We start from the raw sequence: 19,898 nt of genomic DNA on the forward strand, positions 1-19,898 counted from the left end.
GGCCGCAGCACCAGCATGATGCGCTCTGCCCCCCTGCTGCGCCGGCTGCTGACCGGCACTGTCCTCGGCGTCCTGTTGCTGCTGTGGGGCAGTGCCGGGTTGTTAGCCGCGCTCAATCCCCCCTCTAGCACCGACCGCCCACTGCGGCCGGAGCAACTGGCTGCGCAGCTGTCTGCACTGCCGTTGCCGGCGCCGGTGACGGTGGAGGCGGTATCGGTGCAAGCCGGCGCGCTGGCACAGGCTTGGCTGCAGGACGGCCACGGCACCCGGCACCATCTCTATCTCGACCCGGTGCAAGGCACCCCGGTGACCCTGCGCGCCGGCTGGCTGGCGCCGCTCGCCGGTCACGCACAACGCTGGGCGGCGCCGCTGCGCGCACCGCTGCCGGCGCTCGCGCTGCTGGCCGTTGGCTACCTGCTGGTGTGCCGCCCACTGTGGCGCCGCCGCCCACCACTGGTGGCCGCCTCCGGCAGCGCGCTGGTGTGCTACGGCAGCCAGTCCGGTACTGCTGAAGCACTGGCCCAGCACAGCGCCGCATTACTCGGCGACCTGCCTTGCCTGCCGCTTAATGCCGTCACCGCCGACCAACTGCGGCGGTTGCAGCAGCTGTGGGTGGTGACCAGCACCTATGGTGAAGGCGATGCGCCGGACAACGCGGCGCTGTTTGCCAAGACGCTGGCCGCCGCCGGCCCTCTGCCCCGTTTGCACTACCAAGTGTTGGGGCTCGGCGATCACCGTTACCAGCAATTCTGCGGCTATGCCGCCCAACTCGATCAGGCGCTGGCGCAGGCCGGCGCCACGCCGCAGACCGCACTGCTGTGCATGGCCGAGCGCGAACCGCAGGTGTGGCAGCGCTGGCTGAGCACGCTGGGCAGCGACAGCGACAGCGATGGCGCGCCGCTGCCACTGGCTACTTGGCAGCCAGCTCGCTTGAGCGGGCGCACGCTGCTCAATCCCGGTAGCGCCGGCGGCGGCCTCTACCACATCACACTCACTCCGCACTCACCACTGAGCTGGCAAGCCGGTGACGTGGTGGAGATCGCCTGCGGTGATGACGCCGATAGTGTGCGCGCCTACTCCATCGCCTCGCTGCCGTCAGACGGCGCCATTAGCCTGCTGGTGCGCCAACTGGCGGTGGCGCCGGGCCAATGGGGGCTCGGCTCCGGCCTGCTCACCGAACACTGGCCGTTGAACCAGGAGGTGCGGGTGCGGGTGCGCACCAACAGTGGCTTCCACAGCCAGCCGGGCCCGGCGATCCTGATCGGCAGCGGCACCGGTCTAGCCGGCTTGCTCGGCCATCTGCGCCAACGTGGCCGCGCTCACCCGGCCGACACCTGGTTGCTGTGGGGTGAGCGCAACGCGGCTGTGGACGACATCTGTGCTATTGAACTGGCGGAGTGGGCCGGGCGTGGGGTGCAGATCGACAAGGTATTTTCCCGCGATGGCCACCCCCTCCGTTACGTGCAGGAGCTGCTGCCGGGCTACGCCGACCAGCTCGATCACTGGTTGCAACGCGGCGCCACCCTCTATGTGTGCGGCAGTCTCGATGGCATGGGTGCCGGCGTCGACCAAACGCTACGCAGCCTGTTCGGCGCCGAACGCATCGACCAGCTCCTGGCCGCCGGTCGCTACCGGCGCGATCTGTACTGAATCCGCACCACAAAAAAAACGCCGCAAAGCGGCGTTAGAAAGACTTCAAGTGTGTACAGCATCAGCGTCAAAGCGGTGGCCGGTGATAGTGGCCGGTCGGTGTCGGACCTGTCGCTAGATCAGAGTCAGCGCTGGCACCCGAGTTCCCGGACCATAAGGAAAAGCTGCTTTTCAAAAAGTGACTGGATTCACGGGCCATTTACCGCCCACCACTGGAGCCGCTCCGGCAGCTTGGGTACTCTTGGGTGCCACCGTTCCAGCGGCACTTGCCTGCCCCGCCCTCATTGATAACTGACGGCTTTCCTGCAACCCGCTGCCCTTTGCTGACCGAAAGGACTCCCCTGTGATCCAAGCCCTTTACGCTGTATACCGCCGGGTGGTGCTCAACCATCCTTGGCTGTGGATGCTACTGATCGTCGCCATGAGCGTGTTCTCGCTCTACCACGCCCGTGATTTCCGGCTCGACGCTTCCGCCGATTCGCTGATCCTCGAAAACGACGAAGCCTTGGCGTTCTACCGCGAAGTGGCCCAGCGCTACGGCGGCAGCGAGTTCCTGATCGTCACCTACGAGCCCAGCGAGCGCGCGCTGTTCAGCCGCCCGGTGCTGGACGACCTGGCCACGTTGCAGCAGGAACTGGCGGTGCTGCCGCGGGTGGAGTCGGTGTACAGCATGCTCGACGTGCCGCTGCTCTACAGCCCTAAGGAGCCGCTTGGCGAACTGGCCAAGGGCTACCGCACGCTGCGTGACGCCGAAGCGCCGCTGGAACTGGCCGCACAGGAATTGTCCGGTCGCAACCCGCTGTACCGTGACCTGCTGGTGAACCGCGACGGCAGCATGACCGCGCTGCTGATCACGTTCGAGCGCGACGACCGCTTCTATACCTTGCTGCAACGTCGCGATGATCTACGTGAACGGGTCGAGAAGGGTCAGGCCAGCAGCGCTGAAAAACGCGAACTGCGTGATGCCGAGCGCGCCTACAGCGATTACTCCGCCGGCCAGCAGGAGCGCAACGCGGCCGAAATCGCCCATATCCGCAGCATCATGGATGGCCACCGCGACCGCGCCAGCTTGTTCCTTGGCGGCGCCGCCATGATCGCCTCCGATGCGGTGTCTTACGTGCGCAATGATTTGGAGTTCTTCAGCCTCGGTGTTGGCGCCTTTCTGATTTTGGCACTGCTGCTGATCTTCCGCCGTGCACGCTGGATCGTGCTGCCGCTGTCCTGCTGCGCGCTGACGGTGTTGTGGACGCTGGGCTGGCTCGGTCTTGCCGATTGGAAAGTCACGGTGATCAGCTCCAACTTCGTGTCGCTGCTGCTGATCATCACCATGTCGATGGCGATTCACCTCACCGTGCGCTACCGCGAATTGCAGTTGGAACACCCGGCTGCCACCCAGCGCGAGCTGGTGCAAGCCACCCTCGGTTTCATGGCGCGGCCGATCATCTACACCGCGCTGACCACCATAGTGGCGTTCATCTCGTTGGTGGTCAGCGGCATCCGCCCGGTGATCGACTTCGGCTGGATGATGACGTTCGGGCTGTGCTTCGCGCTGTTCCTATGCCTGGTGTTCTACCCGTCGCTGCTGGCGTTGCTGCCCAAGGATCAGCCGCGCGAAATGCGTGATGTGACCCGCCGTGCCACGCTGGCGGTGGCCGACTTCAACGCCCGCCACCACTTGGCGGTGGTGCTGGTTGCAGTGCTGCTGGGCGTTGGCGCGGTGTGGGGCACCACCAAACTGACGGTGGAAAACCGCTTCATTGATTACTTCAAAGAACACACCGAGATCTACCAAGGCATGGTCGCTATTGACCGTCACTTGGGCGGTACCACGCCGCTGGACATCGTCATCGATGCACCGCGCAGCCACACCGACCGCACCCCGCCGCTGGCCGAGGACGACCCGTTTGCCGACCCGTTCTCCAGCGCCGGCAACAACGCGTTTGCCCAGCACGACGATGAATTCGGCGATGACCCGTTCGGCGATCCATTTGCCGACCCGTTTGACGACGCCGACGAAGACAACAGCGCCGATGCGCTGGAAAACGCCTACTGGTACACGCCGCAACGGCTCGACCAGCTGCTGGCGATCCAGCACTACCTGGAGTCGCTGCCGGAAACCGGCAAGGTGCTGTCGCTGGCCTCGGTGTATGAAGTGGCCACCGATCTCAACAATGCACCGCTGAGTTATTTCGACCTGATGATGCTGGCGCGTTTTGTACCGGAGACGCTGCGCACGCAGCTGGTGAAGCCGTATCTGTCGGAGGACGGCAATCAGGTGCGCATCAGCATCCGGGTGGTGGATTCCGACCGCAACCTGAACCGCAACGACCTACTGGCGAAGATTCACCACGACCTCACCCACGACTTCGATTTGGAACCGGAGCAAGTCACCCTGACCGGCGCCATGGTGCTCTACAACAACATGCTGCAAAGCCTGTTCCAGTCGCAGATCGCCACCCTCGGTTTCGTATTCCTGTCGATCATGGCGATGTTCCTAGTGCTGTTCCGCTCGCTGGCGCTGTCGGTGATTGCGATGCTGCCGAACCTGCTCAGCGCCGCCTTTATCCTCGGGCTGATGGGCTGGATCGGGCTGCCGCTGGACATCATGACGATCACCATTGCGGCGATCACCATCGGTATTGCAGTGGATGCCTCGATCCACTACATCCACCGCTTCCGGGTGGAGTTCCCGCGTGATCACGACTACGTGGCCACCATGAAGCGCTGCCATGGCTCAATCGGCACCGCGGTGTACTACACCTCGATGATCATCGTGGCCGGCTTCCTGATTCTGGTGGCATCCAACTTCAAGCCAACGGTGTACTTCGGCGCTCTCACCAGCCTTGCCATGGTGGTGGCGCTGACCGCCAACCTGACGGTGATGCCGTCAATGCTGGTGTGGCTGAAGCCGCGCATTCCGCCCCTGAAATGATCGGCGGACGGGCCAGCGCTGCCGCACACCGGCGCCGCTGAACCCGGGCCGCCCTTGAAGCAGACACAAAAAAGGCGCCCTGGAGCGCCTTTTTTGCATTCCGAACCACTGCCTCAGTGGGTCAATTCCACATGGAATACCGCCGTGGTGCCGCTGACTTCATTGCCCACAATCACCCATGGCTTGCCGTCTGGGGTTTGCTCGGCGGGCACGAACACCAGCCCTTCCGGCCCCAAATCACCCGCCGCTTCCAGCGCTACGGCGGGGTCTTGGTCCCAATCGTCCCGGCTGTTCAGGTAGTCCTTGAACACCGGCGCGTTCGGATCGGTGATGTCATACAGCATGACACCGCCCATGCGTTCCAGGCCGATGAACGCGTACTGACGGCCTTCGATGGTGCCCACGGCAACACCTTCCGGCTCCGGCCCCTTGCCGGTGCTACGCGCCCGTGCTTTGCCCGGCGCGTTGTGGCCGCTGTTGAAGTACGACGCACAGTCGATGTTGCGCGCGCTGCCCAACTTGCACTGGTCGCTGAGCAGGAACTGCTCGAACTGGTCGCCACTGTCCCACACCAACGCGCCGTCGGCACTCCAGATCGAAAACGAACGCGCACCGTAGGCGTAAAGTTGGTCGTACATCAGCCGGTCGCCATGGGCGTCCTGCTCGCCCTGGGCGTTGAACATCACCGGCGCGCCAGCCTCATCGGTGCGGTAGCCCTGCACCCAGGAAATCTTCAGCCGGCCCAGCTGGTCGTCCTCGCGGCACAACCCGGCATCACCGGCAGTGGCGCCGCAGTAGCTGAACACTTCTGGATTGAGCAGCGCACCGTTGGCCAGCGCCATCAATTGCGGCGGCATGTCATCGCCGCAGCGGCGGGCAAAGCCCTTGCTGTGCACTAGGTGTTTGACGCGCAGCTCTTCGACAAAGCCTTGGTCGGCATCGCCACAGGCACCGGCCTTGAAATAATCCGGGTTGTCTTCGCCCCAGGCACGGGCGTCGCCTTCGTTGGCGGACAGGATGTAGGTGCTGCCAGCCACCTGATAGGCAGCAATCGCATCCGGCTGGTACATGCCCAGCACGCCCTGCCAGGTCCGCACCTCCGGCGCCAACGGCTCATCGCTAACATCGAGGCCATTGCCGTCGGCGCCATGGTCCTTGAAGCCGAGCGGCACAATGTCGGTGATGGTGGCGGTAGCAATATCGATCTTCGCCAGCGCGTTGTTTTCCTGCAGCGCCACCCAAGCAGTGCGGCTGTCAGCGGCCACCGCGATGTATTCCGGCTCCAGATCCTGCGCCACGCTGGCATGGGGGCCGTACAGCCGCACGCCTTTGGCACGCAGTTGCGCGGCTTGGTCATTGAAGGCGTGGAAGTCGGCGGTGCGGACCTGCGGATTGAGCGGATCGCTCACCGCCACCACCGACACCGAGCCTTCCGGATCGATCTGGTAGTCATCACTCGGCTCGCCTTCGTTGGCCACCAGCACATAACCACCGTCCGGCGTGAAGGTGACCATGTCCGGCAGCGCACCCACCGGCACCGTGCTGATCGGCTGCTCCAGGTTATCCAGCCGGTACAGCGCCAAGGTGCCAGGGTCGGTTTTCAGCACCGGCTCGATCGCGACCGCCAGCAAGTTGCCGTGGATGGCGATGCTGTTGACCGTGGCACCGGGCACCACCGCCGTCACATCCAGCACCGTCTGCCGGTTCAGCTGCGCCGGGTTACTGGCGTCCAGTACGTCCACCTGCCCGCTCTGGGCGTTGACCATGAAGATGCGCTGGCCAGTGGTGTCGAACGCCGGGATCTCGGCCGCGCTCTGCTCGAAGGTACCGGTGCTGTAGCGTCCTGCCAGCGACAACGTCACGGCCTTGGGCGCAGGCGGCGGCGTCACGCCGTGGTCGGAATCACTGCTGCTGCCACAGCCGGCCAGGGTGACGGTCAGCAGGGCCGAGCCCAGCCAAGGAATGATGCGTTGCATGAAGCCTCCGGAATCCATCTAAGGGTTGGGGACTTGTAGCAATGTCACATGACACCAGGGTGGCTCAGGCGTGACGACGCCATGACAAAGCAGACACAAACCGACAACAGTACCAAGGTGCCAATTGCGGTACACCTGACCCGGATGGTGCCAGGTACGGCCCATCAGGCAGATCACAACAACAACAATGGACGGCACTGACGCCGTCCCGCTGCGTTTCCAGGAGCACTGATGAAGAGTCCCTTGCGTCTGGCCGGGCTGTCGCTGGCGGCCGCCCTGTTGGTGACCGGCTGTGGCGGTGATGAGGGCCGCGCGCGGCCTGCCACCGGCCCCGACACCACGCCGCCCACCACCACCCCGGAGCCGTCCACGCCCGGCCGCACCTTTACCATCCAGCCCGGCGCCAATGCCACCGCTGACATGGTTAACGCCATGGTGCAGCTGCGCCCAGGCGACACGCTGGCGTTCGCCTGCGGTTTCTTCGACTTGACCCAGAGCCTGCTGGTGCAAGCCACCGAGGATGTGTTGATCAAGGGCTGCGGCCGTGATCGCACGGTGTTGTCGTTCCGTGACAGTGTGACGCCGACCGGGCTGGAGGCGCTCAACGTGCGCGGCATCACGGTGGAGGACATGACCATCGCCGATCCGCCCGGCGATGCGTTTAAGCTCAAGGGGGTGAAATGGGGCACGCTGCGCAACGTGCGCGCGATCTGGTCCGGCGGCGCCGAGCCGATCACGGCGGCCAACTATGCCAAGCGCATCATCGTCGGCTGCACTGTGCCGCCAAAGAATCCCGGCGACCCGACCCCTGACTACGTGCCATCACAGGATGCCGGCCGCTACGGCATCTACCCGGTGGAATCAGAAAACATTTTGGTGGAGAACTCCGAGTCGATCGGCGCCTCCGACGCCGGCATCTATGTCGGCCAGACCAACACCGCCATCATTCGCAACAGCCGCGCGCTGTATAACGTGATGGGGTTTGAAATCGAGAACGTGCGCAACGGCGAGTACGACAGCAACATTGCCGAGTGCAACACCGGCGGTTTCCTGATCTACGATCTGGAGAACATCACCCAGTACGGCGACACCTCAGTGATGGTCGGCAACACCGCCCGCAACAACAATACCTATAACTTTGCCCATGGCGGTATCGTCGCCGAGGTGCCGCGCGGGGTCGGTTTCATCACTCTCGGTTACGACAACATCGAGGTGTACGACAACACCTTCGAGGACCACAGCACCGCCGCAATCCTGCATGTCAGCTACGACCTGCTGAACGGCGCCGGCCAAACCGCGGACCGCAAGCTTGACCCTTACACTGAGGGACTGCACGTGCACCACAACCGGGTGCGCAACTCCGGCTACGACCTGCCCAAAGTGGATCTCGGCAAGCTGATGGCCGGTGACATCAACAGCCTGTTGCCGACCCTGATCGGGCTCAAGAACGTGCCGTCGATCAACGATCCGATCGTGCTGCTGAAGACACTGAAAAACCTCACCAACCTCGGCCGCGGCGCCCACGTCATCTGGGATGGCTTGCTCGACGAGCGTGATGCCAGCTGCCCCTACCCGCTCGACGCTGAGGGCCATCCGGTGCCCGCCGATGCCGCCGGCAAACCGCTGCACACCAATGCCCATCCGAACCCGGCCTGCCACTACAACGCCTACAAGTTCGATGACCGTGGCCAGCGCAAACGGCCGGAATACTGGTCCTGCTACCACGACAACGAGTTCGACGCCGGCAGCGCCACCTACCTGAACTTCCATGGCACCGCCGGGTTGGAACTGGTTCTGGCGGTGATGGAGCAAGACCTCAGCCTGCTAACCCCGTCCGGGCTGCTGAAGCTGGTCAACGGCGTGTTCAACTTCCCGTCCAGCACCGACATCAGTGTGCACGACTGCCAAGCCCGCTTTGGTCGCGTGCCGGCGGCGCTGCCCCGAGTGGTGATTCCGCCGTTCGAGCGCAGCGCGGAAATCGATCCCGCGATCCCGGAACACCAAGTCAAAGCGCTGTGCGAAGCGACGCCCGGCGACGGCCAGATCAACCGTCCGGCGTTGGCGGTGAACTGCCCACTGCTGGCCCACTACAACTTGTTCGAGGACGCCAGCGACCCGCGCAGCCTGCCCCATGAAGGCGGCGTGCCGTTCGTGCTCAACACCAAGCTGTTCTCCGATTACGCCACCAAGTACCGGGTCGCGTTCCTGCCGCCGGACACCCAAGCGGTGTATGTGGACGGCCGCGACGGCAGCAACCCCAACGGCACGCTGCATTTCCCGGTGGGCACAGTGCTGGCCAAGACATTCGCCTTCACCGACGACGAAGCCGGCACCGAAACGCCGGTGGAAACGCGGCTGCTGATCAAGCGGGTCGGCCAGAGCGGCAAGGCGTATTGGGAAGGACTGCCCTACCTGTGGGAGACCGGTGCCGACGGCGTGCCGGTGGCACGACTGGCGCTGGGCGGTGCCACCGTCAGCGGCCGCTGGCATTACCGCGATGCTGACAACGGCGCGCTGCACAGCGGCCGCACCGATCACTATTCGGTGCCCAACGCCAACCAGTGCATCACCTGCCACGGCAACGATGACAACGAATCCGGCAGCGCCCCGATCGGGCCCAAACCGCGCAACCTGAACCGCCTCTATCAGCCAGAAACAGCGTTCATGCAGGGCACCGGTCAGGCCAGCTTTGCCGCCGAGAACCAATTGCAGATGTGGCACCAGCGCGGCTTGCTCAGCGGCGTGCCAGCGCTGGAACTGGATGGCCAGGGCAATGCCACCAACGTCGAGCGCCTGCCGCGTTGGAATCTGCCCGGCGACGGGGGTCCGGCGGCTCACTCGAAGGCTGACATCGAGCAGCGGCTGCGCGCCTACATGGAGGTCAACTGCCAGCATTGCCACAACGACCGTGGCGCAGCGTCCAACACCGGGTACTACCTAGACAGCTTCCGTCCGGTGAACGCCAGCGTCGGCATTTGCAAGCAACCCACCGCCACCGGTGGCGGCTCCTGCGGTCGTACCTACGTGGTGGTTCCGGGCCAGGCCGACGCCTCGATCGTGACGTGCCGCATGGAGGCGGTGCATGACCCGGAACGGATGATGCCGCCGATCGCCCGCAGTGTGGCCCACGATGAAGCCACGGCGCTGCTGCGCGACTGGATTAACCAAGTGGTGGACCAGAGCTACGACAACGGCCGCTCCTGCCGCTGACGCAAAAAAAACGGGCTCAATTGCTTGAGCCCGTTGACGCCCCCCGGCGTAGAAAAGTCTGAGCAGTCACGCTGCCACAGGCCCAGCCGGGGAGCAATTGTTGAAGCTGGCACTAGCACCCGCAGCGGTCGGCGCGCCGGCCACTGCGGGCTGGGTTTAGAAGCGGATACCGGCCCCTGCTGTCACCCCATGCAGCGTCACATCCTTGGCCAGCAGCCAACTCATGTACTCCGCATTCAGCATCAGTTTGGTGCCCAACGCCATCTGAATGCCGACACCGCCGGACAGTGAACTGTCGGTTTCTTCGACCTTTATTTGCATGCCCCAGCTGTCCACCGTGGCGCGGCGCTTGACCCGCGACACGCCCAACGACGCATACAGCGACAGCGACTCGTTGAGCGGCACCACCGGGCGCAGATAGAGCCCCATCATGCTTGGTGCCGAGAACTCCACTGCTGTGCCGTAGACATTGATCTCCTTGTCGCCGGTCTTGCCGACCCGCAGTTCCAGGCCCAGCCGTTCCTGCATCATCCAACCAGCGGTGAGGTACTGGCTCGACAGCGACACCGTTTTGTCCAGATCGTCCTCGGTATAGCGTGCGCTACCGACGTTGTAAGCCAGGTAGCCGTCGGCCCAACTGGCCGCCGGTGCCGCAGCCCCCGCCGCCACCGCCAGCACCAGCGCCAAGGTGCCGCGTCCCCGTTTCGCCCCAGCCAGCCGGGTGCGATTGATCTTGTTATCCACTGCCACTCCTTGATCGGGACGCTTTGGTCCATGGTCCTCGCCGGCACTGGGCGTCCCTTACCGGCGGGTGTCGGCGCCGCCCCTGCGGCGCCGGGTCACGCTTGGGCTGCGGCGATGTCTTTGATGGCGCCTGGAATCACCACCGACAGCAAGATGCCGAGATTGATCTTGTCGTTTAGCAGGTAGCCCTGCAGCAGATCGCCGTGGTTGACGATCGCCACCAGATGGCCGTCCTTCATGTGCATCAGGAAGTAGCGATCAAGCGCTGGAAACCCAGATTGCTCCAGCGTATTTTCCAAAAATTCCATTACTTGGGTGAACAGCGCCACCGCTACCGGCTGACTGTTGTGGCCAGCCAGCGACAGGCCGGTGGCACGCTCCCAGATGTCCATCGCCAGCATGCCTTCGCGCAGCGTGTTCTTGCTGTCGGTGACCACTTTGTTGAGCAATTCCAGATTCACACTTGTCATTTTTTTGCGCTCCTCAAACCGTGAAACTTTCCATGAATTTTGCTTCGATGGCGGCGGCCCCTTTGCTCACCGCCATGATCACCACCCCCAGTTGCGCCTCGCGACTGCGCGCCATCAGAAACAGCGAGCGCTGCTTGATGCGCAGCCGCTGAATAATCACCGTGCCGTGGCCAGATTCCAGCAACAGCCGCTCGGCGCTACCGCTGTGGCCAAAGGCGTCAAAACTGTTGTCGCTCAGCACCATCAACGAACTGGCTACGGCCGCCAGCGCATTGACCTGCTCCGCCGACACTCCGCTGGTGGCCAGGCTGAGACCGTCCTCGGTGCACAGCACCAACGCCTCCACTTGGCGGCACAGTTGGGTCACCTGCGCTAACTGCGGGGCAAACAACGCCTGCAAGCGCTCAGCACTCATCATCATGTGTCTCCTTGTTCCACGGCATCGGGTGGGAGGGCATCGCCTTCTGCCAACGCCAGCACCGTGCCCAAGCTCCAGCGCATGTGGTCGGCGCGGCGTGGATCGACCGCGAACACCGGCAAGCCCGGCATGAGCGCATCGGCCAGCGCTTGGTAACGATCAAGGGTGGCCTGGTCCTGCACATCAATGCGGGTGACGCCGAGCACCACATGGGGTGGGCGCGGTTGGCTGCGCAGCCGCTGCAGCCAGTCACGCACGTGCTCCGGCTCGTCCGGGTTATGGGGATTGATCAGCAATACTGCGCCGAGCACGCTCGGCAGCAGCGACTGCCACATGTGGGCAAACCGCTGCTGGCCCGGCACCCCGAGCAAGGCGTAACGCTCGCGCGCCTCGACTTGGATTTCACCGTAATCGAACGCCACCGTGGTGGTGCTCTTAGCAGCGGTGGCGGCTTCGCGGGTGCCATCGAAAAATGAGGAAATCGCTGCTTCGGAACCGACCACCGGAATGTCACTGAGGGTCTGGATGGCGGTGGTTTTTCCAACGCCGAACGAACCAATGAACAGGATGCGGTGCAGTTGCAGCGCCGCCAGCGAATCAAACGGGATACGAGTCATGCGCGGCCACTCCATTTACGCCACAGTCGCTGCCAACGGCCGCTGGCGGTCGCCGGCGGCAACGCTTCATCGGGTTCAGCCAATGCGGTGCGCAGATAGCCGTGGGTGCGGGCATCCGCCAGCAGTGCTTGCAGGGTGGTTTCCGGGATGGCGGCCAACAATTGCACATAGGGCACCGGTCGGCGGGTCAGCACCCGGCACCAATAGATCAGCGCCGGCGTCACCTCGAAGCGGGTCACGCAGGGCCAGCGGGTCAATTGGACGGTGCCGATCTCGCTGCCCGACGCCGGCTCACCACCGGTTTCGCCGAGATGATGGGTCAGCACTTTCATCAGCAGTGCGCTTTTCAGCGGTTTGGCGAGGAACGTCCATTGTGGCGACGGCAGCTTGGCAAAATGGCTGACCATGGCCAGCACCACCCGCTCGCCGGCGGCCGCCACCGCCCCTTCCGGCAACGGCAAATCGCCGTCCACCACCCACCATTGGGCCTGCTCGGCGGGCACCCATACCCATTCTTCCGGACGCAACGCGAGCAGCGATTTGAACAGTCGCAGGCCGTCATCCGGGACGTTAATACTGGCAATCCTGATTTGTCGCACCCTGTACTTCTCACGCCGGTGTGCCGCACGGCGCCTTAGGCAGATAAGCCGGCGCCGTTTTACTGATTTTGCGTTCTAGCACCGGCATCAGGGCGGCGGCCAGCAACGGCCGCACAAAAAGCAGAAAGGCCGGATAACCGGCCTCTCTGTGGGGATGGAAGGTTGTCGATCAGAAGCGCCAGCCGGCACCTACTGACAACGCATCCAGGTCAAAATCGGAGCCGTCCAGCAGGCGGGCGTACTCGATGTTGACGAACATTTCCGGGGTCAGCGAGAAGTCTGCGCCGAGGCCGTAAGCCACCTTGGTTTCGGACTCAGAGTCGGACACACCGAAACCAGACGCCTTGACTTTGGCGCGGGTCACACCGCCCAGCACGTACACACCGAAGCGCTCGTTCAGCGGCAGAATACCGCGCACGTAGGCACCCATGGTGTTTTCCAGCTCAACCTTGACGCCGTTGACCTTGTCATCGTTGACGCCGAAACCCAGACGCACTTCGGCGGCCAGGAAGTCATTCATTTGCGCGCCGGCACGCACGGTCAAAGCAATCGGCTTGGGATTGCTGCCGGAGCCGCCGCCGTCGATTTCCACTTCGCTTACGTTAAGGCCCACGTACCCTTCCTGGTTGGCCATGGCGACCGGCGCCGCGACCAAACCTGCGCTGATCAGCAGAGCAGTTGCGATTTTTTTCATGATGTTCTCCGTGCTGTTGGTCCAAGCGGCGCGTCCGAGGTTGCGGCCACCGCGCTTGGCGATGATGCCACAGAGTCCGCGGCAGGTGGTGGGATTATCGGCACGTTGTGGGGTACGCCACGCTCCGCGCCAGCGGCGGCGGAACGTGACGCGGCGGGCTTATTGGGCTTGGCACTGGATCGGCACCATACGGCCGAGCTCCAGCGACATGGCGTCACCTTTGCCGCGGATACCCACCGGGCCGTTGGTGTACCAGTAGCCCGACGCGGTGACCTGGGCCGGCAGCTCTACTTCGGTGCCGCTGCGCACCAGTACCGCCTTGTCCGGCTGGGTATGGAAGCGCACCAGCACCGGCTCGCCACGCTCGCAAACGAAGGTCACTTCACGCACGCCTTTATCGGCGCCCTGGTCGCCACCGAAGCTGGCACAACCGCCCAGCAGCGCCGCCAGCAGGGCGGCAGGAATCAGCGCTTTCATATCGGTTCTCCTCATGAGTGCATTGCAGAGTGCAGCACCGCGGCAGTGCCGGGTGCCGCGCTCTACCTTATACCGGTCAATGGGGTCGCGACTGCCACCGGGTCGTTACGGTGGCACATTTTCACAAACCGCTGCGCGACTCAGATTTCCCGGGTTTCGCGGAACTTGATGTCGGGATGACGCTCTTGGGCCAGTTGCAGGTTGACCCGCGTCGGCGCCAGGTAAGTGAGATGACCGGCACCGTCCATGGCCAGGTTGTCATGGGCCTTCTCGCGGAATTTCTCCAGTTCGCGCTCACTGGCCGCTTCCACCCAGCGGGCGGTGGCCACGTTGATGACGTCGTAGGCGCACTCGACCTGGTATTCGTGCTTAAGGCGATGGGCCACCACGTCGAACTGCAGCGTGCCCACTGCGCCGAGAATCACATCGTTGTTGCGCAGCGGGAAGAACACCTGCACCGCGCCTTCCTCCGCCAGCTGCGTCAGCCCTTTCTGCAATTGCTTGCTCTTGAGCGGGTCACGCAGCACCACGCGCCGGAACAGTTCCGGGGCAAAGTGCGGGATGCCGGTGAATTGCAGCATTTCGCCTTCGGTGAAGGTGTCGCCGATCTGGATGGTGCCGTGGTTGTGCAGACCGATGATGTCACCGGCAAAGGCTTCCTCGATGTTCTCGCGCTCGCCGGCCAGGAACGTCAGCGCATCGGCCAGGCGAATGTCCTTACCGGTGCGGCATTGCTTGAGCTTGATGCCCTTTTCGTAGCGGCCGGAACAGATGCGTAGGAATGCCACCCGGTCGCGGTGCTTGGGATCCATGTTGGCCTGGATTTTGAACACAAAGCCGGTGAATTTCGGCTCGGTGGCGGTGACGCTGCGCTCCACTGCTGCCCGCGGCTGCGGCTCCGGCGCCCACTGCACCAAACCGTCGAGCATGTGATCGACGCCGAAGTTGCCCAGCGCGGTGCCGAAGAACACCGGCGTCAGGCGGCCGGCAAGGAACTCATCAAGGTCGAACTCGTGGCTAGCGCCCTGCACCAGCTCCAGCATGTCGCGCAGCTCGGCGGCGTAAGCGCCCACCGCGGCGTCCAGCTCTGGGTTATCGAGGCCCTTGATCTCACGCACGTCCTGGATGGTGTGGCCAAGGCCGCTTTTGTACAGCACCGTGGTGTCGGTGAGCAGGTTGTAGACGCCCTTGAAGTTCTTGCCCATGCCGATCGGCCAGGTCACCGGCGCGCACTTGATCTGCAGCACGCTCTCCACTTCGTCCATCACCTCAATCGGGTCACGCACTTCGCGGTCGAGCTTATTCATGAAGGTCAGGATCGGGGTGTCGCGCAAACGGCACACTTCCATCAGCTTGATGGTGCGCTCTTCCACGCCCTTGGCGGTGTCGATCACCATTAGCGCCGCATCCACCGCGGTCAGTACCCGGTAGGTATCTTCCGAGAAATCGGCGTGGCCGGGGGTGTCGAGCAGGTTCACCACCTTGTCGGCATAGGGGAACTGCATCACCGAGGAGGTCACCGAGATACCGCGCTCTTTTTCCATCTCCATCCAGTCGGAGGTGGCGTGGCGGCCGGACTTCTTGCCCTTCACGGTGCCCGCTTCCTGGATCTGATGTCCGTACAGCAGCAGCTTCTCGGTAATGGTGGTCTTACCGGCGTCCGGGTGGGAAATGATGGCAAAAGTACGCCGGCGGCGAATTTCGTCGAGCACGTTCATGGGTTGGGCCTCAGCTGATCCGGCGCGCAGTATACCGGCGCCGGACGCCGGCCCCAAACGGCGTATCAGCCCATGCGGATTAAAACAATCGACAGCAGCAACAGGCCCAGCCCGCACATGCTGACCCAATGCAGGCTGTGACCGAACCACCACCAGGTCAGAATCGCGGTGCCAACAATGGTCAAGGCACCCCAGATGGCGTAAGCCGCGAACAGGTCCATGCCGTTGACCGCGAACGCCAGCAGCGCAAAGGCGCCCATGATCAGTGCCACCGCCAGCAGCCCCCAGCCCTTGTGGCGAAAGCCGTGGGATTTCTCCAGCGCCAGGTTGGCAAAGATATCGAGCACCGCCGAGCACAGCACATAACCCAAATAGAGGTTCATCCGTTGCGCTCCTGCTGACGCAGTTTGAGGTGGTGGCCGTAGTGAGTAATGCCGATGCCGGCCAGCGCCACCACCAGCCCCAGCGCCTGCACCGGCGAAATGGTCTCGCGCAGCCACAGCCATGACACCAGGGCGATCAGGATCATGCCCAGCGCTTCCCAGAACGCGGTGGCAATCGCCACCGGGATCTTCAGCGCGGTACGACTGAGGAACACATAGGACAGCCCCACCAGTGAAATCGCCGCCAGCACGCCCTCAGTCTGGTGGCCGGCGTTCACCAACGCTTTCATCCAACTGGTGCCGAGCACTTCGCCGAGCACCGCCAACAACAAAAACACCCAATGCATGATGCACTCCCGGTTCAACAGGGGTGCATCCTAGCCGTGGCCCCGATAGGCTTGAAAACCGCTGAGCGTCAAAAAAATTGACGCTGAATCATCCCAGACCTCACACCTAGGAGCACCAGCGCCTTGCGTACCGACCACCTCACCTACTTTGTCGCGGTGGCCCAGCACGGCTCCATCGCCGCCGCGGCTGCTGCACTGGGGCGTAGCCGCAGCACCCTGAGCATGGCGCTGTCGGCGCTGGAGGACGATCTCGGCACCCCGCTATTCGTGCGCGACGGCAACAGTCTGACGTTGGGCCCGGCCGGCAGCGCCATCCTCGATGACTGCCACCGGGTGTTGGCGCTGCTGGCCGGCATCCGCCAGCGCTCACAGGCCGCCACCACGGACGGCCCGCAGACCCTGTGCTTAGGGCGTGATGATGTGCTGCCGGAGGCATTCTGGCGCGGCATCATCCGCGATCTGCAGGCGCATTTCCCGACACTGGAACTGTCGATGCGTTATACCAGCACCGAGGATCTGGTGGACTTGGTCGCCGGCGGCGCCGTGGATTTGGCCTATGTGGTGGCCCACGGCCGCACGCGCCCGCCGCTGGGGTTGCAGGCACGGGTGGTGGCCCGCATCGGCATGACCATGGTGGCACACCGCGAGGCACCGCTGGCGCAGCTCACCTATGTGGCGGACGACGACCTGGCCGGATTGCCGCAGGTGACCTACCTGGATTTTCAGCAGCAACAACCGTTCAGCTTGGCCGGACTCGGCCAGCGGCGTATTGCCTTGAGCAGTTTTGAGCTGGTGCGCGATGCCATCCTCGACGGCTTTGGTTGGGGGCTGATTCCAGAACCGCTGCGCACCCCGGCGCTGGCCGCTGACCTGCCGGTACTGGCCCACGATCTGGCGCGCGGCTGGTTCCCCTACTTTGCTTACAGTCGCGTGCCGCTCGGGCGTGGCGGTACCGGGCTGGTGGCGCAAGCCCATCAACTGGTGGATCAGGCACTGCGGCGCGAAGGCATTGCGGTGTAAGTGACAGGCAAAAAAACGCGGCCCGAAGGCCGCGCTGCAAGGACTCTTTACATCAGAACCGCAGGTCCACCTTCACCCAATACTGGCGACCCGGTTCGTTGATGCGGGTATCGGCGGGGTAACCAAAGCCGGCACTGCCGGCTTTGTTCAGGTGCTCGCTGTAGGCTTTATCGAGCACGTTGTCGACCCCGGCGCTCAGCGTCAATGATTCGTCGAAGCGGTAGGCACCATTGACCGCGAGGGTGCCGAATCCCGCACTACGACCGAAGTCCTGCCCCACCACGTTGCCCTGCATCGGCGCCACCCGGTGTTGCGCCGCCACCGCCCGCCACAGCAGCCCGGCCGACCACTGCTCACGCTCGTACTGCAGGCCAAGACGGCCGTCCAGCGGCGGCATCTGCGGCAGCGCGCCGCCGCCATGACGCTGTCGGCCACGGGCGTAGGCCAGCGCCACATCCACCGACCAATGCGGGTGCCATTGCCACGCCAAGCCGGTTTCGGCACCGGCCACGTCCGCATCCACCGCGCTCACTTGCACGTGGCGCATGCCGCCCATCTGGTGGCTGGTGAACAGCACGAAATCTTCGATATAACCGGCATAGGCCGCTACCCAGCTGCGCCAATCACCCTGCTGCCACTGCACCCCGACATCCAGCTGGGTGGTTTTTTCCGGACCCAGACCGCTGAAGGCGTTAACACTGCCGGCGGGGCCCGCGTCAGGGCTGAACAGCTCCCAGTAATCCGGCATCCGCTGGGCATGGCCAAGACCGGCATAGACCAAGCGACCGGCGTCCAACTCCAGCTCATAGCGCAGGAACGCACTCGGCAGCTCGCGCTGACGGTGCTGATCGGCGGTGGGGTTGGGGTGGTTCATGCCGCCGCCGTGACCGCCACCAATGCTGTCGCGGTAATCCTTCACCCGCACCCAATCCAGCCGGGCGCCGCTGACCAGCGCATGGCGTTCGGCCAGCGGCCAACGGTGTTCGGCGAACACACCGGCTTGGGTGAAGCCGGCATCTTGCTGCCAACCGTGGCCGGTACGTTCTTCATGATTGCTTTGCTGAGCATCGACGCCGGCGGTCAGCTGCTGCTCGCCCCACCGCCATTGGCTCTGCAAGCGACCGCCCCAGGTCTGGCGTTCGAGCGGCATTTCCATCGCCATGCCACTGGGCTGACGCAGCGAGAAGTTGTCCATCACGTGATAGGCGCTGTGGTAGTAAAGCCGGGCATCCAGGGTTTCCAGCGCGCCGCCGTAAAACGCACGCTGCACGCGCAGTGTGGCGCTGCGGCGTTCGAACTTGCTGCCGTCCATACCACGCCCGGCATAGCGCGCTTCGCCGTCACCGGCGCCGACGCCGAGTTCAATCAGGGTGTCGGCATCGGGAGTCAGGCCGAACAACAGGTCGCCGTTCCATTTCATCCAGCGCGACGGTACTCGGTCGCCGTTGCCGTCGCGGTAATCATCAGCGCGATCGTACTGGCCAATGGCGCGCAGATAGCCGCTTTCACTGCCGGTGGCCACATCCACCATGGCGCCGCCGCGCCCGTGGCTACCGCCTTGCAGGATCAAGCGCCCACGTTGCCCCGGTGCTTGAAAACGCTCAGTGCGGCGTTCGAACAGCACGGTGCCGGCGGACCCTGTGGGGCCCCACACTACGGTCTGCGGCCCTTTCACCACCTCGAAGTGGTCATAGGTTTCCGGCGACAGATAGGAACTGGGCGAGTCCATGCGGCCCGGGCAGGCGCCGATGATCTGACCGCCATCCACCAGCAGGTTCAGGCGCGATCCCATCATGCCGCGCAGTACCGGATCACCGTTGGTGCCGCCGCTGCGGATCGCTGCAAAACCCGGCACGCCTTTGAGGAAGTCACCGGCGTCACTGGCCGGCAGCGGCTGCCGGGCCTGGCGCGGGTCCGCCTCGGTGCTGACCGAGTGGGCAGCATGGTCCGCCGTCACCACTACCGGCGACAGCGTCACGCTGCTGTCAGCCCAGCCGCTGTGCGGCACGCAGAGCAGCATCAGGGTGCCGAGCACACCGCTGCGGGAGCAGTTGAAAGTCATTTTTGTCACGCTTGATCGCCTTGTAAGGTTGTGCCGATGCCTGCGCAGTCTAACCAAGCCGTCGCGCACTTCTGCGTGGCGTTTTGTCGCAGCGCGGGCGTACCAAGCGGTAAAAAATCGGCCAAAAAGTGGACGCCCCGGAGCAGCACCGTTATCCTTACGGCGTTTTTCCATACAAAAAATCAATCTGTTAGCACTGCGCACTCCGCGTTGTGTGTTGGCATTTGAGTTGGGAATCACGACGTTGGAAACGTCGGAATCCACCATATTCAGAGTGTCCAATTACGGTCGACTGCCGGAGAATTTGATCATGTTTGTGTCCTATCCCTGTTCTGTGACGACCCTGGTGTCGCGCGCGTTCCAACCCCTGACCTTCGCGCCTTTCCCGAACCAGAATCCCACCTGACGTCGCTCCCTGACGACCTCTTGAGCGTCCGTGCCGTTGCTGCATTGCAGCACCTTGGCCGCGCCGCGCAATGATCATGCCCTGATGTGGACGGTGAACATTTTCACCGCCGTGCTGTGTTTTTTTCTAAGTGTTCGTTGCGCGCCGTGAGATGCCTGGCCGGGCAGTGTGTGGC

At 63.8% G+C, this 19,898-nt stretch carries 16 protein-coding genes; 4 read left to right on the plus strand and 12 right to left on the minus strand.

Going from position 1 to position 19,898, the window contains the following annotated elements; translation table 11 throughout:
• Positions 1 to 15 precede the first annotated feature (15 nt).
• Together AB5I84_RS09905 and AB5I84_RS09910 are read left to right on the plus strand one after the other, a co-directional pair.
• Positions 16 to 1,650 (plus strand): NADPH cytochrome P450 oxidoreductase family protein, encoded by a 1,635-nt coding sequence (locus AB5I84_RS09905; RefSeq protein WP_369455694.1) that lies wholly within the window; start codon positions 16 to 18, stop codon positions 1,648 to 1,650.
• 343 nt (positions 1,651 to 1,993) lie between these two features.
• Positions 1,994 to 4,582 (plus strand): efflux RND transporter permease subunit, encoded by a 2,589-nt coding sequence (locus AB5I84_RS09910; RefSeq protein WP_369455695.1) that lies wholly within the window; start codon positions 1,994 to 1,996, stop codon positions 4,580 to 4,582.
• 113 nt (positions 4,583 to 4,695) lie between these two features.
• Here AB5I84_RS09910 and AB5I84_RS09915 read toward each other — a convergent pair whose 3' ends face one another.
• Complete coding sequence (locus AB5I84_RS09915) at positions 4,696 to 6,558, minus strand: choice-of-anchor I family protein (protein ID WP_369455696.1); 1,863 nt, start codon at positions 6,556 to 6,558, stop codon at positions 4,696 to 4,698.
• A 231-nt stretch (positions 6,559 to 6,789) separates the two neighbouring features.
• Between AB5I84_RS09915 and AB5I84_RS09920 the strand changes: the two genes are divergently transcribed.
• The gene (locus AB5I84_RS09920; protein WP_369455697.1) at positions 6,790 to 9,768 is read left to right on the plus strand and encodes a parallel beta-helix domain-containing protein; all 2,979 of its coding nucleotides are present in this window, start codon (positions 6,790 to 6,792) and stop codon (positions 9,766 to 9,768) included.
• A 156-nt stretch (positions 9,769 to 9,924) separates the two neighbouring features.
• Here AB5I84_RS09920 and AB5I84_RS09925 read toward each other — a convergent pair whose 3' ends face one another.
• The 10 genes from AB5I84_RS09925 to AB5I84_RS09970 form a co-directional block, all read right to left on the minus strand.
• A complete protein-coding gene (locus AB5I84_RS09925; protein ID WP_369455698.1) occupies positions 9,925 to 10,512 on the minus strand; it encodes a porin family protein in 588 nt (195 codons plus the stop codon).
• Positions 10,513 to 10,607: 95 nt separating this feature from the next.
• Positions 10,608 to 10,982 (minus strand): hypothetical protein, encoded by a 375-nt coding sequence (locus tag AB5I84_RS09930; RefSeq protein ID WP_369455699.1) that lies wholly within the window; start codon positions 10,980 to 10,982, stop codon positions 10,608 to 10,610.
• Between the two features lie 13 nt (positions 10,983 to 10,995).
• On the minus strand, positions 10,996 to 11,403 hold the full coding sequence (locus AB5I84_RS09935) for a roadblock/LC7 domain-containing protein (protein WP_369455700.1): 408 nt from the start codon (positions 11,401 to 11,403) through the stop codon (positions 10,996 to 10,998).
• Positions 11,400 to 12,017, minus strand: coding sequence for a GTP-binding protein (locus AB5I84_RS09940; RefSeq protein ID WP_369455701.1), 618 nt, complete (start codon positions 12,015 to 12,017; stop codon positions 11,400 to 11,402). Before AB5I84_RS09940 ends, AB5I84_RS09935 begins: the two co-directional genes overlap by 4 nt.
• Positions 12,014 to 12,616: a hypothetical protein gene (locus tag AB5I84_RS09945; protein WP_369455702.1), complete on the minus strand. Its 603-nt coding sequence runs from the start codon at positions 12,614 to 12,616 to the stop codon at positions 12,014 to 12,016. Before AB5I84_RS09945 ends, AB5I84_RS09940 begins: the two co-directional genes overlap by 4 nt.
• Positions 12,617 to 12,785: 169 nt before the next feature.
• On the minus strand, positions 12,786 to 13,310 hold the full coding sequence (locus AB5I84_RS09950) for a porin family protein (protein ID WP_369455703.1): 525 nt from the start codon (positions 13,308 to 13,310) through the stop codon (positions 12,786 to 12,788).
• 159 nt (positions 13,311 to 13,469) lie between these two features.
• The gene (locus AB5I84_RS09955) at positions 13,470 to 13,787 is read right to left on the minus strand and encodes an MliC family protein (RefSeq protein WP_369455704.1); all 318 of its coding nucleotides are present in this window, start codon (positions 13,785 to 13,787) and stop codon (positions 13,470 to 13,472) included.
• Between the two features lie 140 nt (positions 13,788 to 13,927).
• Positions 13,928 to 15,505, minus strand: coding sequence for a peptide chain release factor 3 (gene prfC / locus AB5I84_RS09960; protein ID WP_369455705.1), 1,578 nt, complete (start codon positions 15,503 to 15,505; stop codon positions 13,928 to 13,930).
• Between the two features lie 65 nt (positions 15,506 to 15,570).
• Positions 15,571 to 15,888: a DMT family transporter gene (locus AB5I84_RS09965; protein WP_369455706.1), complete on the minus strand. Its 318-nt coding sequence runs from the start codon at positions 15,886 to 15,888 to the stop codon at positions 15,571 to 15,573.
• Positions 15,885 to 16,235, minus strand: coding sequence for a DMT family transporter (locus AB5I84_RS09970; protein ID WP_369455707.1), 351 nt, complete (start codon positions 16,233 to 16,235; stop codon positions 15,885 to 15,887). Before AB5I84_RS09970 ends, AB5I84_RS09965 begins: the two co-directional genes overlap by 4 nt.
• Positions 16,236 to 16,358: 123 nt before the next feature.
• Between AB5I84_RS09970 and AB5I84_RS09975 the strand changes: the two genes are divergently transcribed.
• The gene (locus AB5I84_RS09975) at positions 16,359 to 17,255 is read left to right on the plus strand and encodes a LysR family transcriptional regulator (protein WP_369455708.1); all 897 of its coding nucleotides are present in this window, start codon (positions 16,359 to 16,361) and stop codon (positions 17,253 to 17,255) included.
• 52 nt (positions 17,256 to 17,307) lie between these two features.
• Here AB5I84_RS09975 and AB5I84_RS09980 read toward each other — a convergent pair whose 3' ends face one another.
• Positions 17,308 to 19,317, minus strand: coding sequence for a TonB-dependent copper receptor (locus tag AB5I84_RS09980; RefSeq protein WP_369456081.1), 2,010 nt, complete (start codon positions 19,315 to 19,317; stop codon positions 17,308 to 17,310).
• Positions 19,318 to 19,898: the final 581 nt, after the last annotated feature.

The organism is Alcanivorax sp. REN37 (genome assembly GCF_041102775.1).
Lineage (GTDB): Bacteria > Pseudomonadota > Gammaproteobacteria > Pseudomonadales > Alcanivoracaceae > Isoalcanivorax > Isoalcanivorax beigongshangi.

Coding starts and splice junctions, on each gene's coding strand:
- AB5I84_RS09935 (WP_369455700.1), bottom strand. CDS start 11,403: ATGATGATGAGTGCTGAGCGCTTGCAGGCGTTGTTTGCCCCGCAGTTA.
- AB5I84_RS09905 (WP_369455694.1), top strand. CDS start 16: ATGATGCGCTCTGCCCCCCTGCTGCGCCGGCTGCTGACCGGCACTGTC.
- prfC (WP_369455705.1), bottom strand. CDS start 15,505: ATGAACGTGCTCGACGAAATTCGCCGCCGGCGTACTTTTGCCATCATT.
- AB5I84_RS09940 (WP_369455701.1), bottom strand. CDS start 12,017: ATGACTCGTATCCCGTTTGATTCGCTGGCGGCGCTGCAACTGCACCGC.
- AB5I84_RS09955 (WP_369455704.1), bottom strand. CDS start 13,787: ATGAAAGCGCTGATTCCTGCCGCCCTGCTGGCGGCGCTGCTGGGCGGT.
- AB5I84_RS09950 (WP_369455703.1), bottom strand. CDS start 13,310: ATGAAAAAAATCGCAACTGCTCTGCTGATCAGCGCAGGTTTGGTCGCG.
- AB5I84_RS09970 (WP_369455707.1), bottom strand. CDS start 16,235: ATGCATTGGGTGTTTTTGTTGTTGGCGGTGCTCGGCGAAGTGCTCGGC.
- AB5I84_RS09915 (WP_369455696.1), bottom strand. CDS start 6,558: ATGCAACGCATCATTCCTTGGCTGGGCTCGGCCCTGCTGACCGTCACC.
- AB5I84_RS09930 (WP_369455699.1), bottom strand. CDS start 10,982: ATGACAAGTGTGAATCTGGAATTGCTCAACAAAGTGGTCACCGACAGC.
- AB5I84_RS09920 (WP_369455697.1), top strand. CDS start 6,790: ATGAAGAGTCCCTTGCGTCTGGCCGGGCTGTCGCTGGCGGCCGCCCTG.
- AB5I84_RS09965 (WP_369455706.1), bottom strand. CDS start 15,888: ATGAACCTCTATTTGGGTTATGTGCTGTGCTCGGCGGTGCTCGATATC.
- AB5I84_RS09980 (WP_369456081.1), bottom strand. CDS start 19,317: ATGACTTTCAACTGCTCCCGCAGCGGTGTGCTCGGCACCCTGATGCTG.